Raw genomic sequence first — 19897 nt, 5'->3', positions numbered from 1 at the left:
ACGATTCTCGATCGGCTCTCCCACGAGCGGTCCCGCTCGGTCTCCGGCGATCGACGAGTGTCGTGCTATCAACTGCGGCTGCGCCATGTACGGAGATACTGCTCGAATAGCAATCCTATTCAGATCGCAGCGAGAGAGGAGCAGTAATGACCACGCCACTAACGAGACGACGGTTCGGACTCGGTGCGATCGGAGCGACAGCAGTACTCGGCAGCGGCTGTCTGAGCGATCTCACCGGGAGCGACGATCACGAGCACGAACACGAGGACCCGCCGTGGGAATGGGGCGGACTGTACGATCTCGATTCGGGGACGTACGCGTACACCTATCAAGAGGGTCCCGACCCCGATATGCAGTTCGCGTTTGTTTCGGCGGAAGAGGGCGGCGATCACGGTCTCTACCACGCCGGGGAGACGGCAACGGATCTCTTCGAACACGGCGACGCAGACGTCAGCGTCACCGACGGCGAGACCGTACAGCCGTCGTCAGACACGTTGTACCGCGTCGATTTCGCGGACTCGGGGGAAACAACGATGGAACTCGAGGTCGAATCCGGCGGATACTACTCGATCTTCACCGCACACGTCCCCGATGAGTTCGAGGCGGAACTGCTCTCGGAAGACGGCGAGGAGCTGTCGCCGGACGCGACGGAACGCCATTCGACGCACGGCCACAGCGACGACGGCCACGAAGAGTAGGACGCTCACGAGCACTGAGAAACGGGAGTCCGACGTTCGATCGTTCTGTTCGGACCGCGAGCAGCTGATTCTGTGAAAGATGGGGAACGAGACGGATCGAATACCTCTTGAGTCAGCGGTTGCTTCGTCCCGATATTCTATGTAGCATCATAGAGTTTATCATGGCCTGCAGGTGTATCCGCTTTAGACTCGAATATCCTCAAGCGGTTCGAGAGCGTCCCAGCCGGTTAACGGTCGATAATCGGGAAAACAGCAACACAACGTAGTGAAAAGAGCGGTGAGTCACTCGCCCTCGAATGCCGTTGCCAACTGTTCGCGCATGAACTCCCGCCGCCGTTTTCGAGTTTCTTCCTCGCCCAGATAGTTGGTGACGACGCGGGAATCGTCACTGTCCTGTTCGTCGGCGATCACGTCGATCCGGTCCGCGAGCCGTTTCACGGCGTCGTCATACGTTCGGTACCAGAATCGCCGCCGTATGCGGCGTCGCCGTCTCAGTCACACCGGCCCGCCCTGCGAGTGCCTTGAACCGGGACGTGATCGTATTCGGAGCGCGATGCCCACTCTCAGCGGCCGTGCTCGGAAAGAGATAACCGTTCCACTGGTCCCGATCGGCGAGTTGTTCTCATCGGTCGGCCAGCATCTCGAGGCCGTACTGGACCGAGACGCGTCCGGAACCGTTCTTTCGGCCGTCACCGAAGACGATTCGCGGGTCCTCGGCGTCGAAATCGAAGGTTCCCTCGTCGTCCGTCGGTTCGAACTGGTCGCTGACCGTACTCGGTCGGACATCGCGTTGTAGCCCGCTCGTCTAACCACTCACGCATACCCTGTTCGAATGTCGGGTGCATATCCTCTTCTTCGCGTCTGAAGGTCATCGTTCGTCACTCCTTTGCTCGAGGATGTCAGTGACGTCTTTCGCCGTTTCGCTGGCCTTCACGTTCTGGTAGGACTGTTCGGTCACATCCGGCGAGCCGTGGCGCAACGATTTCTGTGCAACTGTCGTGTGACCTTTGCGGACCAGTTCGTGCCCGAGTCCACGTCTCGCGCCGTGGGGTTTCAGATAGACGTTCGCATCAGAATCGTACTCGATACACTCATACAGCGGTGCCAGCGACTCCGAGATCCGTTTCAGGACCGACCGCGTGCCGTTCGTTGAGATCGCGGGTGGCGGAACCTCGTGCTCGCGTAGCAGCTCATCGATTGCGTTTCGCTCGAGCATCGTATCGACGCGGGTCTCGGAGAACTCTCGCTCAAGCGCTTTCCGCTTCGAGGGGTAGTGATTCGTGGGAAAGACCGGCCACTCGTCGGTCGGTGGGTCGGCGACCTCGTAGTACTTTGCGAGTTTCGACGCCGCCCGATCAGGGAGCTGCACGTCTTCGAAGGGATTGCGATCAGTTCGTTTGACCTTCCCGCGGACGGTGAGCGTATCCCCCTCAATATCGACATCGGTCCACGTGATCCCGTTGCGGCGTTCGTCACGCGGTTTCGAGAACACTTCCCCACCGCGGACGCCCGTCAGTCCGAGAACGGCGATCAGTGCCCGAAGCCGGTACCGCTCGAGACGGATCTCGTAGGGGGCACGTGGCGGCTCGAGGGCGCTGTCGACCTGCCGGTCGAAGTGCCGAAGTAGTGTCTCTCGTTGGTCAACCGACCAGAACTGGCGGTCGGGCTGGGTGTCGATTCCCGGCAGGAATTTCTCGATATCGTTCTGGTGAGCCGGATTCGTATCTAACAGCCCTTCGCCGACACAAAAAGAGAGGAACGCCCGCACGTAGTCGTAGTAGGTGTGAGCCGTCCGTCCCGAGAGGTCGCGGTCGGTGCGATTGGTTTCGGCGGTCAGATACTCGCCATAGACACGACAGAGATCGCGATTGATATCGTCGAACCGCTCGAGTTCGCATTCGCGGATGAACTCATCGAGGACATGTCCGACGGCCGTCCGTGAGCCGTCGCCGAGCGTTTTCAGGTACGACTGCGTTGCATCTCTGACCGGGTTGTCCCCTCCTCTCGAGCGGTCAGAAACCCGGGTTTCGCTGGAATCCATCGGTTCGGATGTTGGTACAGTAGCGACCCTAGTAAATCTACTGTGTCAAACTCGTCTTTGACACAGTGGATTGGTGTATGGGAGAACAGGTGTTTCGGGCCGTCAGAGGGGGAGAAATCCGCATATCCTCTCATCATAAATCAAATATTGCTATATTGAATTAGCGACACAACTCACAAGTTCTCGGAACCCGGACTCAACCCCGATAAGCGACAGTAGCCGACCGGAGGCTTCATCGAACCCCTCGACGGGAAATTCTTTGGAGAACTGCGTTACTATCCTCGGTGCGACCCCGGCGGGCCGTACTCATAGGAACGCTGTACCTCGTCGACACTGAAAACGAGATGGGGCTTGGTCAACTCTGTAGCCAGTCATTCCCATGTATCCGACCATCGAAGTTTCACCGTCCACAACGAGATCGGCGACGATCTTCCCGGTCGCTAGACCACGCATGAACGCCCGCCCAGAGCGACCGATATCGTCGATAAAACCGGGATACTCTCCTCGAGATCCATCGTTCCAAAGCCGACCGCACCAAGCATCTCGACGGCCATGAACGCAAACGAGCCGTATAAGAGACCGAGTGCGACGTCGGTTTCTTGGAATGCGGCCGCGATGTCAACACCTGTCTGGTGACCGCCACGGAAACACCACATCGAGACGATACCGACGATCAACAGCGTGAGAACCGGAGCGAAGAAGTTGACTAAGGAAGGATTCTTTTCGCTTGGCACGCCAACATCGGTCGTGATGTCGGACAGCGGGTCGCGGCGGGTCTTCTTTTCGGCTCGCGATCACCACTCGGCGTTCAACATAGGACCAAGCATACTAGATAGCCATATATTACGCCCATATGCTCGTAATCCCTCATCGAATGGACCGATACGAAACAACGAGTCACTCGAACGACCGATAGAGAACAAGGCACAACTGAAGGCGGATACCGGGAAACGATTGTGCATCGCTTCGAACGCATGGATACAGATGCCGCCGACCCACAGAGACGCAACGGGGACCGTCGATCTGACCGAGTCAGTACGAGACGAGATCGGCGAGCCAGTTCGAATCGATGGCTTCGAACGAATCCGGCGACATGAGCGGGGGCTTCGTGGACAGCGTAAACGAGATAGCCGGCCAGCGCGAAGGTGAGTCCGGTTACTTCGCGTTGGCTCTTGGAGCGGTGATCGATCGTATCCTCGTACCCGTCTCGGGTTCGGCCGTCCGCACGACTGTAACTCGAACGTCATCTTTTCGACGCCCTTCTCTAACGGTCTCCTCGACGCGTTTGATCCGGATCCGAGATCGGATTCGAACCCGGAATAACAATCCGATGTCTGGTATTTTCTTCGGGCGGAGTTCCGGTCCGTGGCGTGATCTGCTGGCGAGTCGGGGATGGGTTCGAGCACTTCGAACGCGCTGTGACGACTGGGTACTCATATTGATACTGACCTCGCTGACGTTCGTCGAGCGGGTGACTCGTTGGATTACCCCGCTTGGAATCGGTCTTCCCGCATGACTGGTCGGGTCGGAGACGCTCAGCGATTCGAGAACGTGGTCGTTAGCGTCACGGGTCGGCGCGCTGAGGGCCCGAAACCCGTCGAGTTCCTCCGCAGCGTTGTATGCGTACCTCGTTTCCAGATCTGGTCGAGTTCCGCGAATAGCGTTTCGGCGTCGGTAACGGGAGTAATCGTTTCGTTCGCATATTTCGAACGTCGCTACTGAATCGCTTTTGCACTGTTCCGGGGAGTATTAAATAGATAGTGAGAAGCAGACAGGATAATTCTAAATACACCCACTCTCCTCCGCGATATCTCAAATACCTCGATTACCTGTAACTGACCGTTCGAGATGTTCGAACGCATATCTATAGGAGCTAGACACATCCGCCCAAAATTCCGTTTGTATCTCGAGTAGCCGAATAGAATAAGATAATCGTAGGTATAATAGGTGTCTAAGGGGTGCTTTGAAAAGGTATGACGGGTAGAACCAAATGTATGAGTGGTCCATCAGCCACCAAATCAGAAAGCGACTCCGTCGTACTGTACGATATCGAAGACAGACCACCGATGGCGGAGGCGATTCCGCTGGGCATCCAGCACGTCCTTGCGATGTTCCTCGGAAACGTCGCGCCGCCGCTGATCCTCGCGGGTGCAGTCGGCTCCGCGACTGGAGAGACGACGTTTCTGGTCCAGATGGCGCTGATCGTCGCTGGCGTCGCGACGCTCGTTCAGGTCTTCCCCATCGGGCCGGTCGGTGCGCGACTCCCGATCGTCATGGGAACGAGTTTCGCCTTCCTCGGTCCGTTGATCGGGATTGGCAGTCAGTTCGGATTAGCCGCGGTGTTCGGGACGGCGTTGATCGCCGCGCCCGTCGAGATGGTCATGGGAGTCACGTTGGACCGATTCAGGCGATACTTCCCACCGCTGGTCACGGGCATCGTCGTGATGCTCATCGGGCTGACGCTCATTCCGACCGGGATGGACTACGCCGCTGGTGCCTCTGCAGGACCAGGTGCCGAGGGGTACGGCTCCTTCCTCAATCTCGGTCTCGCGGGGCTCGTCTTGGTGACGACGCTCGTCCTCAACCAGTTCTTCGAGGGGTTCCTTCGAGTGATCAGCGTCTTCGTCGGTATCGCTGTCGGCTACGTCGCAGCGATCGCGCTGGGCGTCGTCGACTTCTCGGGCGTCGCGACTGCCGGATGGATCACCGTTCCGATCCCGCTGAAATACGGGCTCTCGTTCCCGCCGAGCGCCGTCCTCACGATGGCATTTCTGTACATCGTTACCGGGATGGAGACGATCGGCGATATCTCCGGGACCGTCGCGGCGACGGGCCGGGACGCGACCAAAGCGGAACTCCGCGGTGGGTTGCTCGCTGACGGCGTGATGAGCATATTCGGGGCCGTATTCAACGCAATGCCGAACACGTCGTTTTCACAGAATGTCGGACTCGTGAATTTTACCGGCGTCGCGAGCCGCTACGTCGTCGGAATCGGTGGTGTCGCCCTGATAATCCTCGGGTTCGTCCCGAAGATCGGTGCGGTCGTCTCCGCGATGCCGGACGCCGTCCTCGGCGGCGGTGCGCTGATTCTGTTCGCAATGATCTTCTCCTCGGGCGCACGCATCATCCTCCAGAACGTCACCCTCGACCACCGGAACTCGACGATTCTCGCCCTGTCCATCGCGCTCGGACTCGGCGTCTCGCTCCGCCCCGAACTCCTTGCGAACTTTCCCGACGAGGTACAGACCCTGTTCGGCTCCGCGCTCGTCAGCGGCGGGATCTCCGCGCTCGTCCTCAATATCGTTCTTCCCGGCGGGGGCGTTGGATTCGGACCGACGGAGTACACCGACGGGCTCACGCCGGAGATGCCGATGCAGATCGGCGAGAAGACGACCGACAGTCCGACCGAACCCGTGCCTGACGATGATTGATACCGCGGCTCTACGAACCGGTACCGTCCGCTGTACCGATTTGCCGGCGCGACCGCAGAACGGGTTACGATCGTTCCGGAAAAGCCGTCCGACAGTCCGTATGAGATCCGTGACGCCCGCGCGGCCGTTCCGGCGAATGCGCTCACGGACCCGTAACGCGCCGCCGGGACAGTTCACTCGCGCTCGAGACACTGCTCGAGGAGACAGACGGTGTCGCACATCGGACTGAGGGGCCACGCAAGCGGTTCGAGGCCATTTACGGGGTCGCCCAGCGAACGGCAGGGCCGATCCGTCCCCGGCCGAGATCGGTCTGAGACAGACCATCATAATCGGGTCCAGTAGTCGCCACGACTGTGCGTCGACATACCGAAACCGTGTAGAATGGTTCACCTGTGTCGAACCAGTAGCCACGACGCGTGAGAAAAGCTAGTGACTGTTAGTAGTGTCTCGTAAATAGCACACATATCCAAAGGATTTAGTCGATATGGTGTGCAATGCGTAAGAGAATGAGCCAGGAAAAGAAATCAGCAGATTCTATCCGCGTCTGCATCAACGGCGAACGCGAACGGCTCGATATCGAGCCCGGCGAGACGCTCATGTCAAGTCTCCGGCGAGCGGGCCACTACAGCGTCAAAAACGGCTGTGACGAGGGGGTCTGTGGTGCCTGTAACGTGATCCTCGGAGAGGAGGGCCTCACCCGCTCGTGTCTCGTTCCCGCGGCGAGTTGCGACGGTGACGACGTGATGACCGTCGAGGGGCTGCTCGACGACGACGGCCGGCTCCATCCGCTCCAGGAGGAATTTCTCGACCGGGGCGCTGCCCAGTGTGGCTACTGTATCCCCGGCGTGTTGCTCTCCGGCTATGACCTGCTTCAGCGCGACACGGTACCGACCGAGGAGGCGATCGCCGACGCCCTGAGCGGGAACATCTGCCGCTGTACCGGCTACGTCCAGCAGATCGAAGCGATACAGGCCGCGGCCGAGCGCCTCCCCGACGCGGAGCCGGCGGCCGAGGGAGAGCACTGAGATGCCTCCGTCCGAACTCACCGAGCAGTCGACGGCGTCCGGAGAGACGAACGAGACAGACGAGACGAGCGCAGCCGTCGGTGAGAGCGTCGAGAAGGTCGACGGCTGGGGGCTCGTCACCGGCAATGCACGGTACACTGACGATATCCCGACCGAAGACGCGCTCGAGGGACGGCTCCTCCGCAGCCCGCACGCCCACGCTCGCATCCGATCGGTCGACACCGAGGCCGCCGAGGCGATCGAGAGCGTCGAAGCGGTGCTCACCAACGAGGACGTTCCAGACAAACGGTTTACGCGAACCGGTTTTCCGTACCCGGCACCGGCACCGTTCGACGAGCACGTCCTCAACGAGACGGTGCGACACGTCGGCGAACCGGTCGCGGCGGTCGCAGCGCGATCCGCCGACGCCGCCGAGCGGGCTATCGAGGCCATCGACGTCGACTACGAGGTGCTCGAACACGTACTCGAGCCCGAGGAGGCGATGGAGCCGGACGCGCCGACGCTGCACCCAGAGGAGTACGAGAACCCACAGGAAAACGCCGTCCCCGAGCGGAATATCGTCTGTGAGACGCGTCACGAGGAGGGCGATGTCGAGGCGGGCTTCGAGCGGGCAGACGCGGTCGTTGCGGGCGAATACGAGAGCCAGATCGTCCAGCACCTCCCGATGGAGCCGAACACGACCATCGCGTGGATCGACGACCGCGAGCGGCTGGTACTCCGAACGACGACGCAGGTCTCGCACATCTGTCGGGACAAAATCGCCCGCGCGTTCGGGCTGAACCGGACCGACGTGACGGTGATCAAACCTCGCGTCGGCGGCGGCTTCGGCGTCCGACAGGACACGGTCCCGAACCAGTTCATCAGCGCGGCACTCGCTCTAGAGACCGGCCGGAAGGTCCGGCTCAAAAACAGCCGCAAGGAAGACCTTCACGTCTCCCAGACCCGCCACGCCCAGACCGTCGAGGTCAAAACCGGCGTCCAGGAGGACGGAACGATCACCGCGATGCACGTCGACATCACCTCGAATACGGGTGCGTACGGCTGCCATGCCCTGGCGGTCCTCTCGAACTCCGCTCACGAGCCGATGTCTATCTATCCGACCGGGAACCGTCTCTTTACGGGCCGGGCGGTCTACACCAACCTCACCCCCGGCGGGGCGATGCGCGGCTACGGTGCCGTACAGGGTACCTTCGGCCTGGAGAGTCACATCGACGAGGTCGCCGATGCGATCGGGATGGACCCCGTCGAGTTCCGACGCCGGAACGTCATCGAGGAAGGCGAAGAGAGCTTCGAGCCAGCACACAGCGAGAGCAAGCCGAAACTCGAGTCCGTCGGCGTCACGGAGTGTCTCGACCGCACGTGTGCGACCGTTGGTTGGGCCGATGGACCGGACCAACCCGACGACGACCGCTACCAGCGCGGCTACGGCATCGCCCTGACGATGGCAAAATCAGGCGTCCCAAACAGCGAGTACTCCCGCTGTACCATCACCCTCGAAGACGATGGCACGCTCACTGTCCGGATCGGCGTCGGAGACACGGGACAGGGGTCGGAGACGGTGATGGGCCAGATCGCGGCCAGCGTCTTCGGCCTCGATATCGAGTCGGTCCACGTGAAGGCTGACGACACCGATGCGACGCCGTGGGACAACGGCGCGTACGCGAGTAGCACCACCTACATCAGCGGCAACGCCACCGAGAAAGCGGCCCGCGATCTCGCCGGGAAGGTCCGGGAACTCGCGGCCGAGTGGCACGAGACGGATCCTGAGTCCGTCGAGTTGGCTGACGGGAACGTCTCGTTCCCAGACGGAACGTCGATGACGCTCGGAGCGTTCGCCGCTGAAGCCTTCGAGGGCGTTCGGGGGCCGAAACGCCGGCTCATCGGCACCGGCGAACACTTCACGGCACTGTCGCCAAAACCGTTCGCTGCGCAGTTCGCCGAGGTCGAAGTCGACACGCAAACTGGCGAGTTCGAGGTCTTGCGACTGGTCAACGCCGTCGACTGCGGACAGGCTCTCAACCCCGCGAACGTGCGCGGCCAGATCGTCGGCGGCGCGGTCATGGGACTCGGACAGACTCTCTCGGAGACGCTGCCCTTCGACGAGGACGGCCGGCCGGATATCCGCGGGCTCCGAGATTACGAGGTGATGCACGCGCCGGATTTGCCGGAGATCGAGACAGAGATCGTCGAGACCTACGAGCCGACGGGGCCCTACGGCGCGAAAAGCGTCGGGGAGGTGTCGATCCTCGGCCCGTCTCCGGCCGTCGCAAACGCCGTCGACGACGCCGTCGGGGTTCGAATCACCGAGCTCCCGATCACTGCCGCGTCGATCTGGGACGGACTCCAAGAGGGGAGCTAGATGTCGAACCAACTCCCGGTCGAGTACGTCGAGGCCGAGAGCGTCGACGCGGTGCTCGAACTGCTCGCCGGCGACTCCGAGACGCGGATCGTGGCCGGCGGCTATTCGCTCGTCCCACGTTTGAAAGACGGGATCGAGACGCCGGATCGGCTCGTCGATATCAGCGGTATCGACGCGCTCCGCGGGATCTCCCGGCAGGACGGGGGAACTCGTATCGGCGCGCTGACGACTCACGACCGGATCGCCGCGTCCGCGACCGTCCGCGATCACGCCCGCGCACTCGCAGAGGCGACCGACTCCGTGGGCGACTATCAGGCGAAACACCAGGGAACAATCGGTGGCAACCTCGTGGTTGCCGATCCGAAGTACGACGCTCCGGCCGCCGTTCTCGCTCTCGGCGGCACGATCGTCGTCCGCGGGCCGAACGGCCGCCGCCGGATCGACGCCGAGGAGTGGTTTTGCGGACCCGATGAAACCGCTATCGAACCCGACGAATTGCTCACCGAAATCGCCATCCCTGACGGGGCTCGGAGCGGGTACATCCGGACCTCGGAATACTCCGGCTACGCGATCGTGAGCGTCGCTGCCCGACTCGAAACCGACGGCGGTCTCGTCGAGTCGGCACGGGTCGCGGTCAACGGCGCGAAGCCGTATCCGATTCGTCTCCCGCGGGTCGAGGAGACGCTCGCCGGCGGAACACTCGATGACGAGCGGCGAGCGCGGGCCGCCGACGCTGCACTCCGCGATGTCGATCCCGGGACGCTGGTGGCGAACGAGGTGGCCGACGGACGCCATCGGCTCGGTCTCGTCCGGTCGTACTGCCAGCAGGCGCTCGAACGTGCGTCTGTATCGCCTGCAGTGGATTCGTAAGTTCGGCCGCTCTCACTCAATGCCGACTCGTTCGACGACAGTCTCGGCGGCCGCGGTTGCATCGTCCAGTAGTTCGTTCGTCTCCCCGAGCGTCTGTACCTCGCGGTCGGACATGACGACCTCCCCCGCACACAGCAGCGTCTCCACCTCGAAGCCCTGCGCGCCGGCCACCAGTGCGAACACCGGATCCGGGGCCGGGGTGAGATGTGGCTGGTCCATATCGACGATCGCGAGGTCGGCCTGTTTGCCCACCTCGATCGAGCCGAGGTCGTCCTCGCGGCCGATGGCGCGTGCGCCGTCGATGGTGACCATGTCAAACGCCGTCGCCGCGTCGAGGACGCTCGCGTCCCGGTGAAAACCCTTGTGGGCCGCAAAGACCGCCCGGAGATCGTTCAGCGGGTTGACCGTGTCGCTGAGGTTCGCGTTGTCCGTCCCGAGACCGACGGTCGCGCCGTGGTCGAGCAGGTCTGTGATCGGCGCGAACCCGGTGGCCAGCCGCATGTTGGCGAAGAAATTGTGGGCGACGGCGGTGTTCGACTCGGCCAGGATCCGCACGTCGGCACTATCGATCTGAACGCAGTGGCCCAGCAGGGTACGGTCGCCGAGATAGCCAATGTTTCGGAGATACTCGATACTGGACAGCGCCGGTCCGCGCGTCTGCGCCTCGGCCTCCGCGACGTGGGCCGTCGTCATCACGTCGTACTCCTCTGCGAGTCGAGCGGCCCCCTGAAAGCCCTGCGTCGTCGTGGTTTCGACGACGATGGGAGCGGGCCAGACCGACTGGCGGCCGTCAGCACGACCGTGATGGTCCTCCAGCAGCGACTCCACCTCGTGCAGGGCGGTCTCCGTCTCGACAGTCAGACGATCCGCAGGCGGATGCTCCACCGACGGCTCGCGGCCCATGATATCCGTAAGCAGCGCCTCGAATTCCCCGTCGGGGGGATCGTCCGCGAAGCCAGCGCCGTAGACGTTTCTGATCCCCGACTCTTCGTAGACATCGAGTTTGGCTTCGATCTCCGCCCGACCGTCCCAGATGATCTCCGTATCGTTTTCGACGAACGTCGTCACGCCGGACTGGATGGCCTCGAGGCAGTACAGCGCCGCGGCAGCGGCGTGGTCCTCCGACTCCATCGCGATGCAGGCCGGGCGCTTGACGTTGTACAGCCAATCGTACAGCCCTCGATCCGCGCTGTACGCGCCCCGGAGAATGATGTCGGAAACGTGGGTGTGTGCATTGATCAGCCCCGGGATGATGGTTCCGCCGTCGGCGTCGATGCGTCGTTCGGAGTCGTACTCGGCTTCCAGTTCGGCTGCCGGCCCGACGGCAGCGATCACGTCGTCTCTGAGGAGGATTGCCCCGTCCGAGATCAGTTCTCGATCGGCGTTCTGGGTGATGATCCGTCCGTTCGTGACGAGCGTCTCAGTCATCGGTTCGACCTCGCTGTGCTCCGTCTGCAACCGCCTGTCCTGACAGAACCGAGAGTCCTGCCGTTGGTTCCTTCGAAAGGTACCATACTCAGACATTTCACCCCAGTATCTAAACATTTGTGGGGTTCGAACTCCGGAAGGATGACAAATAACAGAGTGGCTCCGTATTCCGGTTCCCCGGTATCGTTGCGGTTTCGCCGAGCACATCGACCGGCGGATTTCGGCTCGAGTGGAGAGTGATCGGTATCTATAATTTCTTCGGGACAGTACCGGTAGCGCATGTCGGTCGATACAGTCATCGCGGGCGGTACCGTCGTTACTGCCTCGTCGACGTTCGACGCCGCGGTCGCCATCAACGACGGGACCATCGTCGGCGTCGGCGAGGAGGGAAATCTCCCCGAGGGAGACGTCCGAATCGACGCAACGGACCAGTTAGTTATGCCCGGGATCGTCGATCCACACGTCCACATCGACGACCACGTCTCGATCGATAGCTATCGGACCGCCACGAGCGCGGCCGCACTGGGCGGCGTCACCACCGTCATCGATTTCGCGTGGCAAGCCTACGAGAGCGAAGAGAGCCCGTGGGACGAACCGGCCCCGATCACTGACGGGCTCCAACGAAAGCGTGCCAATCAACGGGAGGCGCTCGTCGACTTCGGACTCCACGGCGGCATCCTCCGCGAGGGAGACGATCTCTTCGAGGAAATTCCAGACCTCATTGATGCCGGTGTGACATCGTTCAAAATGTACACGGCCTACGACTTCGGCGTCTCGAGCGGCTATCTGCGGCGGGTGTTCGACGTGCTCGCGGATCACGGAGCTGTCGGCGTGGTCCACACGGAAGACGACTCGGTCTGTCGATCCCTCGCGGCCGAGTTACGGGCGGCCGGAAAGGCGGCTCCCGAAGAGTATCCACAGTCTCGACCGGACTACGCGGAGGCGATGGCCGCCGAAGACGCAGTCCGGCTCGCCACCGAGGCCGGAGCGAAGTACTACGGCTTTCATACGAGCTGCCGCGAAGCGGTCGATGCGATCGCCCGGTTTCAGGACGACGGCTCTCGCGTCCGGGCGGAGACCTGTACGCATTATACGACGCTCGATGCGTCGATTTACTCGAGGCTCGGTAATCTCCCGAAAATCGCGCCGCCGATCCGGACGCCGGACGATGTCGAAGCGATGTTCGAGTCGCTCCGCCGTGGTGTGCTGAGCGTCATCTCGACGGACCACGTCGCCCAGCTGCGGTCGAGCAAGGAGAACCAGCCGTGGTGGGAGGGGCCCTACGGCGCGAACGGTGTGCAGGTGAGCCTGCCGGTGTTTCACGACGAGGCGATCAACGAGCGAGGGCTGAGCTACCCGTTTCTCGTCCGCGTCATGAGCACCAATCCGGCGGAAACGTTCGGACTCCCGAACAAGGGGACCCTCGACCCGGGAACGGACGCCGATATCGTCCTGTTCGACCCCGAAGCAACAGACACGATCACTGCCGAAGACAACGCATCTAAGGCGGATTACTCGATTTACGAGGGACGGGAGGTGACGGGACGAGTCACGAAGACGCTCGTCCGGGGAGCAGTGGTCGCTGAGGACGGCGAGATCGCGGCCGACCCCGGTCACGGGGAGTTCATCGAACGGAACGTCCCCGACTGGAGCGTGTGAGATTCTGTATTGCACGAAGGCAACAGTTTAAGTCATCGGCAGTGCGAACAACAACCGGCGATGGCCGACCTCACGATCGACGAGATCAATCACCTCGATGAAGCGGCGTTCGTCGACGAGTTGGACGACATATACGAGCACTCCCCCTGGGTCGCTGAGCGGGTCCGCTCGGAACGACCGTTCGCGTCGCTCGCGGAGCTACGAGACGCGATGAAACACGCGGTCGACGACGCATCGCGGGAAAAGAAACTGGAACTGCTCCGAGCGCATCCGGATCTCGGCGACCAGACCAGGATTACGGAATCATCCGCGGAGGAACAGGCCGCTGCCGGTCTCGACCAGCTTTCCCCCGAGATGTACGAGGCCTTCCAACGACTGAACGAACGCTACCTCGAGACGTTCGGGTTCCCGTTCATCATGGCCGTCAGGGACGAATCACCAGAGACGATCCGGGAGGCGATGGAACGGCGAGTTGAACACTCGGAAGCCGACGAGTTCCGGACGGCGCTGGCGGAAGTACACACGATCGCCCGGTTCCGGCTCGAAGATCGGTTTCCCACGTGATGGCAGCCGCCGACTGGTCCGCTCGGTACCGACGGCTGGCGTAGAACCGTCATTCTCGAGCTGTGCTGAATTACAGCTTCAGCGGCCCCCAGTTGATATTCTCCTCCGTTTATCGCGTATTATCCCCCCAATGTTGTACGAATACCAGTGTTTTTGTATGCTGATCCAGATGGTCCAGACAGACAATGACGGTTAATCAGAAGCGATCAGCGAGTCGTACTGCGGACGATTCCGAGCAGCGGACGATGAACTACGGCAAGGAGAAAATCGCCGTCTACCGTACGTACGCGTCCCCGCTCGAGGGGATTCGGACGATTCCCGAATCGTCGTTCGACGGTCGGGATAACACGCTGTTCGGCCTCGACGTGCGCGTCCAGGTCGATGGCGAAGCGTTCTTACCGTCGTTCAGCGAGGGTGACAACAGCACGGTGGTCGCGACGGACTCGATGAAGAATTTCGTCCTCCATCAGGCCGGCGAGTACGAGGGAGCCACCATCGAGGGCTTTCTCGAGTTCGTCGGCTCGCAGTTTCTGGACACCTACTCACAGATGGAGTCGATCCAGCTGTCCGCCGACGAGATTCCGTTCGAGGAGCGGGACGTTCCCAGCGAGGACGGCTTTGAGGATAGCGGCCTCGTCTTTCGCCAGTCTCACAACGAATCGGGCTTCGGGGAGATCTATCTCGAACGGAGCGAGGACGGTCCGGTTATCGCGGACCACATCAGCGGCGTAACCGACATCGAACTGGTCAAGGTCAAGGGGAGTTCGTTCACCGACTACGTCCAAGACGAGTACACGACGCTGCCGGAACGGGAGGACCGAGCACTGCACATCACCCTCGACATCTTCTGGACGTACGCGGAGTCGGCGGACGCACTGGGAACGGATCCGGAGCGATACGTTCCCGCCGAGCAGGTCCGCGATATCGCTCAGGTCGTCTTCCACGAGGTCGACTCCAACTCGATCCAGGATCTGATCTACCAGATCGGGCTGCGAGTACTCGAACGGTTCCCGCAGCTCGAATCCGTCAGCTTCGAGGCGAACAACCGCACCTGGATCCAGGAGCGCGATCTCGACGGGGACGCGAAAGTGCTGAAAGAGCCTCCGCGACCGACCGGATTCCAGCAGTTTTCGATGGATCACAGCGACCTCGAAGAGATGTCGGAATGAGCGCCGAACTGACGACACACGTTCTGGATACGGGTCGAGAAGGGCCCGCTCCCGGCGTCGAGGTTACGCTTCAGCGGCTGGATGAATCGAGCGAGGCCGAACAACTCGCACAGGGTGTCACCAACGACGACGGACGGCTAACCGAGCCCCTGCTCACCTCCGAAGAGATGGAGGCAGGCACGTACCAACTGTTGTTCGACGTCGGCGAGTACTACCGATCGGTCGACGACGAGTCATCGTTTCTCGACACGGTTCCCGTGCGCTTCGTGATCGCTGAACCGGACGAACACTACCACGTCCCGCTGCTCCTCTCGCCGGGAGGGTACACGACCTACCGGGGAAGCTAACGGGCAGTCTCGTCGCGGTTGTGGCGGTTCTTTTCACCACGGCGACGAAGTCGAGGCTTTCATGCCCGGAAATGTACCGTCCTCTTCACCCGGTGAGAAAGAGCTGCAATAATGATCACGTGCCGTCGGCCGTTTCGCCGGACGGTTCTTCTGTGAGAAGCATTGTCTGTCTGTCCGTTTCGAGCGGTACTCGCCATATCTAATGTATCGTTTTCGCTTTTCTACGTTAAAGATATATTTCCCAAACTGTTGCCTCTCTATCGTGCGATATCTGCCCAGACAGGAATATATAAATGCAAATGTTTGGAATATCGACGTGAGATGAGTTCCCCAGCCCCAGTTTCCCCGGCTTTTCGCCGTTCGACTCGCACACGGCGTAGGAGGGGTCTGACTCCCGTTCAGGCGGTTACGATTCAACGTTTCAATGGAATATGTCCGGAGAGGCCATCGCAGCGATTTCTCCGGGCGAACAGCGGGGAATCCGACTGGGGAACGAGTGCTAAATCGACGCGAGAGACCAATACGACATGATTCAACTATGAGTGAAGAACAAACGATACTCGAACTCGAGGGCGTGACCAAGGAGTTCGGTGACATCGTCGCCAACGACGGGATCGATCTCTCAGTACGGCGTGGCGAAGTTCACGGGTTACTGGGCGAAAACGGGGCCGGCAAGAGCACGCTGATGAATATCCTCTACGGACTGTACAGTCCGACGAGTGGTACGATCACGTTCGAGGGAACGCCCCGCAGCTTCGATTCCCCGAACGATGCGATCGACGCCGGCATCGGCATGGTCCACCAGCACTTCATGCTCGTTGCCCGGATGACCGTCCTGGAGAACATCGTTCTGGGCGAACGTGAGACCAAGTCAACCGGCGGTGTGTTGTCACCGATCAAGCGGCTATTCGGGCGAGAACGGGACGGGCCGCGCGAACGGGTCGAAGAACTCGCCGCGGAGTACGGGCTGACTGTCGATCCGGACGCGAACGTCTGGGAACTCGATATCGGCGAACGCCAGCGCGTCGAGATTCTCAAAGCGCTGTACCGAGACATCGATCTCCTGATCCTCGACGAACCAACCGCCGTCCTAACGCCCAACGAGGCCGAACAACTGTTCGAGACCATCGACACGCTCGTTTCGGAAGGGCTCACAGTCATTTTCATCACGCACAAACTCTGGGAAGTCGAAGAGATGGCCGACCGCGTCACTGTCCTGCGCGACGGCGAGAAAATCGAGACGATCGACGCCGACACCGTCAGCCAGCGCGACCTGGCTGAAAAGATGGTCGGACGCGAGGTGCTCTTTCGACTCGATACGGAACCGGTGGCTGTCGGTGAGCCGGTTCTCGAGGCGGAGGGACTCCGCGCGCGTGACGACCGCGGCGTCTCGGTCCTTTCGGGCGTCGACCTCACCGTCCGCGAGGGCGAGGTCGTCGGAATCGCGGGCGTCAGCGGCAACGGCCAACGGGAGTTGGCCGAGTGTCTGATCGGCGATCGATCGGTTCAGACCGGGCGGATAAGCGTCAACGGCACGGATCTGACCGGCCAATCCCCGCGGGCGTTCATCGACGCCGGCGTGTCGTTCGTTCCCGGAGACCGATACAAACACGGCTGTGCGGAGCAATTGAGCGTGATGCACAACGCCGGCAGTAAGGTGTATCGAAACGGCGAACTGTCGGGCGATAGCGCCTTGCTCGATTACGATGAGATGGAGACGTACGCCAATCAACTGGTCGAGGAGTTCGACGTCCGGGGCGTCGAGAACGTTCGGGAGACCGCTGCCGGGGACCTGTCCGGCGGCAACCTCCAGAAACTTATTCTCGCGCGTGAGATGCATCGTAAACCCGATCTACTCGTCGCGAACCAGCCGACTCGAGGGGTCGACGTCGGTGCGATCGAGCGGATCCGAGAACTCATGCTCGAACAGCGGACGGACGGAACGGGCGTGGTACTGATCTCCGAGGATCTGGACGAACTGCTCGATATGAGCGATCGAATTCTCGTGATGTACGACGGCCAGTTCGTCTTCGAGACGACACCAGAGGAGACCGACAAGTGGGAACTCGGCATGTACATGTCGACCGGAGCCAAACCGGACGGAACCGAGCGAACACAGCGAACCGAGGGGCTCAAATGACGCCCGCTATCGAAGTCGAAAGCCGAGAATCGACTCCGCGGTGGCTCGACTACGGGGCTCCCGTGCTGACGATTCTCGCGGCGCTGTTCGTCGCCGCAATCCCGCTTCTGTGGATCGGGGCCAACCCGATTCTCGTCTACGAGCAAATTTTCCTCGACAGCCTGCTGGATCTCGGCGGCATCGCCGATATCCTCACGACGGCGACGCCGCTATTTCTCGCCGGATTAGCCGTCTACATTCCGCTGAAGGCCGGCCTCTGGAATATCGGAGCGGAAGGACAGTTGTATGTCGGTGCGATCGTCGGAACGTATATCGGTCTGAACTACGGCGTTCCGAGCTACGTCCTACTGGTGTTAATGATGCTTGCGTCCGGACTCGCCGCCGCGCTGTACGGGGCGATCCCCGGGTATCTCCGGGCCGAACACGACGTCAACGAGATCATCTCCTCGTTGATGCTCACCTTCGCTGCGACGACGTTTACTGGCTACCTGCTTCGCGGACCGCTTCAGGGCCGCGGCGGGCAGACAGCGACCGATCGCCTCCCCGACGCCGCGGAGTTACCGACCGTCCTCCATCCCCGGCTTCACGTCGGTGTCGGCATCCTGGCGATCGCGGCGGTGCTCGGGACGCTGCTTCTGACCCGAACGAGGCTCGGGTACGAGATCACGTTTATCGGCTCGAATCCGGCCGCGGCGAAACAGGCGGGGATCAGCAGCTACAAGATCTACATCCTCGTCTTCCTTATCGGCGGCTTTCTCGCGGGGTTAGCTGGTATCATCGAGATCGCGGGCGTCCACGGTCGTCTCTTCGAGAGCTTTTCACCCGGATACGGATTCACAGCGGTTGCAGTCGCCCTGCTGGGCCGTAACGGCGTCTTCCGGGTGCTTCTCGCCGCACTGTTTTTCGGGGTCCTGACCGCTGGTGGAACGACGGTCGCAATCACGATGGACGTGCCGAACGCACTGGTCGACGTGATCGTCGCGCTGACGATCCTGTTTCTTCTGACCGCGGAGTTCATCACGGACTACCGATTAGCGGTGACCTTCGGTAGTAAGCCGGATTCCGGATCTGAGCCGAGTGTGGAGGGATCAGCATGAGTATCATCGCCGGCACCCTCGAATCGACCGTCCGGCTTGCAACCCCCCTGTTACTGGCGGCGATGGGCGAGGTCATCGCCGAACGTAGCGGCGTGCTCAATCTCGGTGTCGAAGGGATGATGCTAGCCGGGGCACTCGCCGGCTTTGCCGGGGCGATCTCCACCGGGAGTCTCTGGCTCGGATTCGCCATCGGGATGGTCGCCGGAGCTGCGCTGGCACTTTTGCACGCGGTGCTCTGTATCTCGCTCAAGGCAGATCAGGTGATCAGCGGGATCATGCTCACGCTGTTAGGGACGGGAGTAACGACGTACTTCGGACGGGCGTGGGTCGGCAGAAACGTCGACGGCTTCGACCAGATCCCCCTGCCGCTGCTGTCGGATATCCCCGTCGTTGGGCAGGCGTTTTTCAGCGTGACGGCGCTGGATTACCTCAGCCTGAGTCTCGTTCCTGTGATCTGGTATCTCCTCTTTCGGACGAACGTCGGCTCGGAGATCACCGCGGTCGGCGAGGATCCCGAGACGGCTGACACAGCCGGCGTGCCCGTCTTCCGCATCCAGTACGCCTGTGTTTTGCTCGGCGGCGCACTGGCAGGTGGGGCCGGCGCACAACTCTCGCTCGCGTTCACCAACTTCTGGGGCGTCGAGATGACCGCCGGCCGGGGCTGGATCGCCGTCGCGCTGGTCATCTTCGCGCAGTGGCACATCTGGCGGCTTCTCGTCGGAGCGTACCTCTTCGCCGCCATCGATGCCCTCTCCTTCCGGTCGGGTGCGGTCCGTGACGCGGTGCTTTCGGGGATCGATATCGCCGCGGTCGAGTCGGCGGTCGACTTCCTGCTCAACCCGCAAGTGATGAATACCTATCCCTACATTATGACGGTCGTCGTCCTCTGGTACGTCATGCGACAGGGCAATCTCAATGAACTGGGCGGGCCCTCGGCGCTGGTCGACGCCTACAGCCGCGAACAGGACTAACCCCTATCGACTCTGTCGGCCGTGTTGGACGGTCTGTTGTACCGGGTTTCCGACTCGTCCGCAGGACGCCGTGGTCGCGCTGGTACTGACGGCTACCG

Annotated in this window: 17 protein-coding genes; 13 read left to right on the top strand and 4 right to left on the bottom strand. The window is 61.5% G+C overall.

What is annotated here, in order from left to right; translation table 11 throughout:
* Positions 1-146: 146 nt before the first annotated feature.
* Entirely contained in the window at positions 147-698 is a 552-nt protein-coding gene (locus tag FEJ81_RS21345; RefSeq protein WP_138247227.1) for a hypothetical protein, read from the top strand.
* Between the two features lie 282 nt (positions 699-980).
* On the opposite strand, the gene FEJ81_RS24005 is transcribed toward FEJ81_RS21345, so the two are convergent.
* A complete protein-coding gene (locus tag FEJ81_RS24005) occupies positions 981-1136 on the bottom strand; it encodes a hypothetical protein (RefSeq protein ID WP_229504849.1) in 156 nt (51 codons plus the stop codon).
* Between the two features lie 115 nt (positions 1137-1251).
* On the opposite strand from FEJ81_RS24005, the gene FEJ81_RS24000 reads away from it, so the two are divergent.
* Entirely contained in the window at positions 1252-1494 is a 243-nt protein-coding gene (locus FEJ81_RS24000; RefSeq protein WP_229504848.1) for a hypothetical protein, read from the top strand.
* Between the two features lie 72 nt (positions 1495-1566).
* On the opposite strand, the gene FEJ81_RS21335 is transcribed toward FEJ81_RS24000, so the two are convergent.
* Complete coding sequence (locus tag FEJ81_RS21335; protein WP_138247226.1) at positions 1567-2739, bottom strand: tyrosine-type recombinase/integrase; 1173 nt, start codon at positions 2737-2739, stop codon at positions 1567-1569.
* A 440-nt stretch (positions 2740-3179) separates the two neighbouring features.
* Entirely contained in the window at positions 3180-3473 is a 294-nt protein-coding gene (locus FEJ81_RS21330; RefSeq protein WP_394349675.1) for a hypothetical protein, read from the bottom strand.
* 1260 nt (positions 3474-4733) lie between these two features.
* Here FEJ81_RS21330 and FEJ81_RS21325 point away from each other — a divergent pair.
* From FEJ81_RS21325 to FEJ81_RS21310, 4 genes are all read left to right on the top strand, one after another.
* Positions 4734-6170: a uracil-xanthine permease family protein gene (locus FEJ81_RS21325; protein WP_138247225.1), complete on the top strand. Its 1437-nt coding sequence runs from the start codon at positions 4734-4736 to the stop codon at positions 6168-6170.
* A 506-nt stretch (positions 6171-6676) separates the two neighbouring features.
* The gene (locus FEJ81_RS21320) at positions 6677-7195 is read left to right on the top strand and encodes a (2Fe-2S)-binding protein (protein ID WP_175416533.1); all 519 of its coding nucleotides are present in this window, start codon (positions 6677-6679) and stop codon (positions 7193-7195) included.
* A 1-nt stretch (position 7196) separates the two neighbouring features.
* Positions 7197-9554, top strand: coding sequence for a xanthine dehydrogenase family protein molybdopterin-binding subunit (locus FEJ81_RS21315; RefSeq protein ID WP_138247224.1), 2358 nt, complete (start codon positions 7197-7199; stop codon positions 9552-9554).
* Positions 9555-10424: an FAD binding domain-containing protein gene (locus FEJ81_RS21310; RefSeq protein ID WP_138247223.1), complete on the top strand. Its 870-nt coding sequence runs from the start codon at positions 9555-9557 to the stop codon at positions 10422-10424.
* 12 nt (positions 10425-10436) lie between these two features.
* Here the strand turns inward: FEJ81_RS21310 and FEJ81_RS21305 are convergent, their stop codons facing one another.
* Positions 10437-11852 (bottom strand): amidohydrolase family protein, encoded by a 1416-nt coding sequence (locus FEJ81_RS21305; RefSeq protein ID WP_138247222.1) that lies wholly within the window; start codon positions 11850-11852, stop codon positions 10437-10439.
* 279 nt (positions 11853-12131) lie between these two features.
* Between FEJ81_RS21305 and FEJ81_RS21300 the strand changes: the two genes are divergently transcribed.
* From FEJ81_RS21300 to FEJ81_RS21270, 7 genes are all read left to right on the top strand, one after another.
* The gene (locus tag FEJ81_RS21300; protein WP_138247221.1) at positions 12132-13511 is read left to right on the top strand and encodes a dihydroorotase; all 1380 of its coding nucleotides are present in this window, start codon (positions 12132-12134) and stop codon (positions 13509-13511) included.
* A 60-nt stretch (positions 13512-13571) separates the two neighbouring features.
* Positions 13572-14075: a 2-oxo-4-hydroxy-4-carboxy-5-ureidoimidazoline decarboxylase gene (gene uraD / locus FEJ81_RS21295; protein ID WP_138247478.1), complete on the top strand. Its 504-nt coding sequence runs from the start codon at positions 13572-13574 to the stop codon at positions 14073-14075.
* 185 nt (positions 14076-14260) lie between these two features.
* Positions 14261-15244, top strand: coding sequence for a factor-independent urate hydroxylase (gene pucL, locus FEJ81_RS21290; protein ID WP_138247220.1), 984 nt, complete (start codon positions 14261-14263; stop codon positions 15242-15244).
* Complete coding sequence (gene uraH / locus FEJ81_RS21285) at positions 15241-15591, top strand: hydroxyisourate hydrolase (protein WP_138247219.1); 351 nt, start codon at positions 15241-15243, stop codon at positions 15589-15591. The genes pucL and uraH overlap by 4 nt, the downstream gene beginning before the upstream one ends.
* 538 nt (positions 15592-16129) lie before the next feature.
* Complete coding sequence (locus FEJ81_RS21280) at positions 16130-17731, top strand: ABC transporter ATP-binding protein (RefSeq protein WP_138247218.1); 1602 nt, start codon at positions 16130-16132, stop codon at positions 17729-17731.
* A complete protein-coding gene (locus tag FEJ81_RS21275) occupies positions 17728-18828 on the top strand; it encodes an ABC transporter permease (RefSeq protein WP_138247217.1) in 1101 nt (366 codons plus the stop codon). Before FEJ81_RS21280 ends, FEJ81_RS21275 begins: the two co-directional genes overlap by 4 nt.
* Entirely contained in the window at positions 18825-19799 is a 975-nt protein-coding gene (locus FEJ81_RS21270) for an ABC transporter permease (protein WP_138247216.1), read from the top strand. Before FEJ81_RS21275 ends, FEJ81_RS21270 begins: the two co-directional genes overlap by 4 nt.
* Positions 19800-19897 lie beyond the last annotated feature (98 nt).

It is taken from the genome of Natrinema versiforme, from assembly GCF_005576615.1.
GTDB lineage: Archaea > Halobacteriota > Halobacteria > Halobacteriales > Natrialbaceae > Natrinema > Natrinema versiforme_A.
This window is presented reverse-complemented; position numbering and strand designations above follow the sequence as displayed.

Bases quoted from the DNA above. Each gene is read 5' to 3' on its own strand.
- pucL (WP_138247220.1), top strand. From the start codon at position 14,261: ATGACGGTTAATCAGAAGCGATCAGCGAGTCGTACTGCGGACGATTCC.
- uraD (WP_138247478.1), top strand. From the start codon at position 13,572: ATGGCCGACCTCACGATCGACGAGATCAATCACCTCGATGAAGCGGCG.
- FEJ81_RS21320 (WP_175416533.1), top strand. From the start codon at position 6,677: ATGAGCCAGGAAAAGAAATCAGCAGATTCTATCCGCGTCTGCATCAAC.
- FEJ81_RS21310 (WP_138247223.1), top strand. From the start codon at position 9,555: ATGTCGAACCAACTCCCGGTCGAGTACGTCGAGGCCGAGAGCGTCGAC.
- FEJ81_RS21335 (WP_138247226.1), bottom strand. From the start codon at position 2,739: ATGGATTCCAGCGAAACCCGGGTTTCTGACCGCTCGAGAGGAGGGGAC.
- FEJ81_RS21270 (WP_138247216.1), top strand. From the start codon at position 18,825: ATGAGTATCATCGCCGGCACCCTCGAATCGACCGTCCGGCTTGCAACC.
- FEJ81_RS21280 (WP_138247218.1), top strand. From the start codon at position 16,130: ATGAGTGAAGAACAAACGATACTCGAACTCGAGGGCGTGACCAAGGAG.
- FEJ81_RS21300 (WP_138247221.1), top strand. From the start codon at position 12,132: ATGTCGGTCGATACAGTCATCGCGGGCGGTACCGTCGTTACTGCCTCG.
- FEJ81_RS21305 (WP_138247222.1), bottom strand. From the start codon at position 11,852: ATGACTGAGACGCTCGTCACGAACGGACGGATCATCACCCAGAACGCC.
- FEJ81_RS21345 (WP_138247227.1), top strand. From the start codon at position 147: ATGACCACGCCACTAACGAGACGACGGTTCGGACTCGGTGCGATCGGA.
- uraH (WP_138247219.1), top strand. From the start codon at position 15,241: ATGAGCGCCGAACTGACGACACACGTTCTGGATACGGGTCGAGAAGGG.
- FEJ81_RS21275 (WP_138247217.1), top strand. From the start codon at position 17,728: ATGACGCCCGCTATCGAAGTCGAAAGCCGAGAATCGACTCCGCGGTGG.
- FEJ81_RS21315 (WP_138247224.1), top strand. From the start codon at position 7,197: ATGCCTCCGTCCGAACTCACCGAGCAGTCGACGGCGTCCGGAGAGACG.
- FEJ81_RS24000 (WP_229504848.1), top strand. From the start codon at position 1,252: ATGCCCACTCTCAGCGGCCGTGCTCGGAAAGAGATAACCGTTCCACTG.
- FEJ81_RS21325 (WP_138247225.1), top strand. From the start codon at position 4,734: ATGAGTGGTCCATCAGCCACCAAATCAGAAAGCGACTCCGTCGTACTG.